We start from the raw sequence: 3620 nt of genomic DNA, 5'->3' as shown, positions 1-3620 counted from the left end.
CAGGCGTTCGGCCCGGTTCCGGATCGCGGTGCCTGCGCTCGCCTGCGCCCTGGCGGTGGTCGGCGTCGTGGCGGTGGACCTCGGGGGCGCGGGGACGCCCGGGCGCGACCACGCGGCGGTGGCGGGAGGCGGTGCGACCGGCGGCTCCGAAGCCGTACGGCTGCTCGACCGCATCGCCCTCGCCGCCGCCGGATCGGAGCAACCGGCGGTCCGCGCCGACCAGTTCGTCTACATCGAGAGCAGGGTCGCCTTCGCGGCGCAGAGCGCGGGCGGCGGCCCCGTGACGATGGCGCCCGCGCACACCCGGCAGGTGTGGCTGTCCGCCGACGGCAGCCGCCCCGGCCTGCTGCGCGAGGAGGGCGGGCCGGACAGCCGGCTCGGCGAGGACGGGCCGGTCCTCCACCTCGACCAGCCGGGGGCGACGGCCTGGCCCGAGGCGCCCGGCGGGGGAGGCGGCCCGTCGGTCGGCGAACCGACCCACGCCTTCGTCGCCGCGCTGCCCATCGACCCGGACGCCCTGCTGCGGCTGGTCAGGGAGCAGACCCGGGGCCAGGGCCAGGACCCGGACCAGCGGGCGTTCACGGCGATCGGCGACCTGCTGGCCGAGACCTGGGCGCCGCCGCAGGTCGGCGCCGCGCTCTACCGGGCGGCCGAGCGGATCCCCGGGGTCACGGTGGTCGCCTCGGCCGTCGATGCCGCCGGGCGTGAGGGCGTCGCCGTGGCCCGTACGGCGTACGGGCGGCAGACGCAGTGGGTCTTCGACCGGAGCACGTACGCGTTCCTCGGCGAGCGCACGGTCCTCGCCGAGGACGGCGAGGCGGGCCCGGCCGGGACGGTGGTCGGCGCCTCCGCGGTCCTCGCCCGGGCCGCCGCCGACCGCGTCGGTGAACTCCCGCCGCCAGTCCGGTAGTCCGGTGCCGGCCCACCCCCGCCGGGTTCCTCCACGAGGGCCCCCGGTGCGGTGGGCGCGGCCCGGCCGAGGGCCGCTCGCGGGTGAGGCGGCCGAGGGCGGCGGTCAGAACGTCACGACGATCTTCCCGGCCAGGCCGCCCTCGCGGAACCGCTCGTGCGCGGCCCGGATCTCCTGGAGCCCGTACGTGGCGTGCACCCGCGGCCGCAGGGCGCCGGCGTCGACGAGCCGGGCCAACTCGGCCAGCCCGGCGCCGTCCTCGCGCACCTGGTGGACGGTGGTGCGCACGCCGTGGGCGGAGAGGTCCGGGACGGGGCCGGCCTGGGTGGCGATCGAGGCGTAGCGGCCGCCGTCCGCGACCGCGTCGGTGACGAAGGCCCCGAAGGTGTCGAAGACCGCGTGGTAGCCGCCGCCTTGGAAGGCGGCGGGGTCGGTGGAGACGAGCCCCGCGCCGTGCTCGCGGGCGAAGCCGGCCTGGGCGTCGCGGGAGACCAGGGCGTCGACCTCGACGCCCCGCGCCCGGGCTATCTGCAGGGCGAGCCCGCCGACCGCGCCGGCGGCACCGGCGATCAGCAGCCGCTCGCCGGCGGACACCGCCAGCCAGTCCAGCGTCTGCAGGGCCGTCAGCCCGGGCAGCGGCAGCGTGGCGGCCTCGACCAGGCTGACCGCCCGCGGCGCGACGGCCACCGCCTCCGCCGGGAGGACGACCAGGTCGGCCCAGGTGCCGCGGGTGGTGCCGAGCTGGTGGGACATGGCGATGACCCGTTCCCCCGCCTCCAGCGGGCTGTCGCCGCCGTCGACGACGACGCCGGCCAGGTCCCAGCCGAGCGTCGTCGGCAGCGGGGGAGCGCCCTCGCCGATGGCCCCCTCCCGGGTCTTGTCGTCGACGGGGTTGATGCCGCTCGCGACGGTCCGGACCAGCACCTCCCCGGGCCCGGGCACGGGCCGGGGGGTCTCGACGAGGTCGAGGACCTCGGGGGTGCCGAAACGGTCGATCTGGATGGCGCGCACGGAGGGCCCTTCACGAGGCGGGTGCTGACGCCTGGTGAAACCCCGCCGGTGGACGCCGGATTCCCCGCCCTCGCGGGCTGCCTCCCGCCGCCGGGCCCTGTTCCCCTCCGCCCCGGCTCCGTTGACTAAACCCTACCCCCCTAGGGTATGTTCTCGGTCATCCTCGCCGGGGTCGTCGACCGGCACATCCACCGTGCCCGTCCTGCGAGTTGACGATCCCCGGCGATCGCCGCGAGGCACCGCCCCCGGCCGATACCCCTCACAGACAGGGAGTAAGAGATGGCAACCGACAGCACCGGGCCCGACCCCCGGAGGTGGCGCGCACTGGCGCTGATCGCCGCCGCGCAGTTCGTGGTGATCATGGACACCTCGATCATCGGGGTGGCCCTGCCCAGGATGAAGGACGCCCTCGGCTTCGGCCAGGAGGACCTGTCCTGGGTGTTCAACGCGTACGTGGTCGCCTTCGGCGGCCTGCTCCTGCTCGGCGGACGGCTCTCCGACCTGCTCGGCGCCCGCCGCCTGTTCAGCGCCGGCTGGGCGGTCCTCGGCGCGGGCTCACTGCTCGCCGGCCTCGCCGGGAACGTGCCCACCGAGCTGGCCGGCCGCGGCGTCCAGGGCCTCGGCGCCGCCCTCATCGCCCCCTCGGCGCTCACCCTGCTGATGACGCTCTTCGGCGGGAACCCGAAGGAACTGACCAAGGCCTTCGCCCTGTACGGCGCGGCGGCCCCGGCCGGCGGCACCGCGGGCGTCTTCCTCGGCGGCCTGATCACCCAGTACGTCAGCTGGCCCTGGGTGTTCTACATCAACATCCCGGTGGCCGCGGTCGCGCTGCTCGCCACTCCCGCGCTGATGCCCTCCGCGCCCCGGCGCCGCGGCGGCATCGACCTCGTCGGCGCGCTCACCGTCACCGCCGGACTGGCCGCCGCCGTGTACGCCGTCGTCCGCGCCCCGGAGGCGGGTTGGGCCTCCGCGTCGACCCTGCTGACCCTGGCCGGCGCGGCCGTACTGCTGGCCGCCTTCCTGGTCGTCCAGGGCAGGCGCCGCGAGCCGCTGATGCGGCTGGGCATCTTCCGGGTTCCGAACCTCGGCGCCGCCAACCTCGCCCAGTTCCTGCTGGCCGCGGCCTGGGTGCCGATGTGGTTCTTCCTGAACCTCTACCTCCAGCAGGTCCTCCACCTCGGCGCCTTCGCCAGCGGCGCGGCCCTGCTGCCGATGACCGTCGCCATCATGGGCATCATGATCACCCTGGCGCCCCGGCTGATCGCCCGCTTCGGCCCCAAGGCGCTGGTCGTCACCGGCATGCTCGCCCTCGGCGCCGGCCTGGCCGGGCTCTCGCAGGCCCGCCCGGACGGCAACTTCTGGACCGACGTGCTGCCCGCCTCCCTGCTCGCCGCGACCGGCATGGCGCTCGCCTTCATCCCCTCCCTCGGCACCGCGATCTCCAGCGCGCCCCCGGAGGACGGCGGCCTCGCCTCCGGCATCGTCAACACCGGCTACCAGGTGGGCTCGGCGCTCGGCCTGGCCGCGATGACCGCACTGGCCGGCGCCCGGACCCCGGACGCCACCGTCCAGGGTCTGACCTCGGGCTTCTCCGCGGCCTTCCTCGGCGCCGCGGCGATCGCGGTGGCCGGGGGCCTGCTCGCGGCGGCCACCCTGCGCACCCCGCGCCCCGGGCGCGCGGACGCCACCGGGACGAAGT

General features: G+C 76.5%; 3 protein-coding genes. 2 read left to right on the top strand and 1 reads right to left on the bottom strand.

The annotated features are described in order from the left end of the window. Positions 1-910, top strand: a 910-nt coding sequence (locus AE652_RS37650; RefSeq protein WP_049659790.1) for a CU044_5270 family protein, incomplete at its 5' end; no start/stop codon positions are given. A 105-nt stretch (positions 911-1015) separates the two neighbouring features. On the opposite strand, the gene AE652_RS37645 is transcribed toward AE652_RS37650, so the two are convergent. Then, positions 1016-1921 (bottom strand): NADP-dependent oxidoreductase, encoded by a 906-nt coding sequence (locus AE652_RS37645; protein ID WP_049659789.1) that lies wholly within the window; start codon positions 1919-1921, stop codon positions 1016-1018. A gap of 279 nt (positions 1922-2200) precedes the next feature. Between AE652_RS37645 and AE652_RS37640 the strand changes: the two genes are divergently transcribed. Continuing rightward, on the top strand, positions 2201-3620 hold a 1420-nt coding region (locus AE652_RS37640; protein ID WP_049659787.1), incomplete at its 3' end, for an MFS transporter.

The organism is Kitasatospora sp. MY 5-36 (assembly GCF_001182915.1).
Classification (GTDB): Bacteria; Actinomycetota; Actinomycetes; order Streptomycetales; family Streptomycetaceae; genus Kitasatospora.
This window is presented reverse-complemented; position numbering and strand designations above follow the sequence as displayed.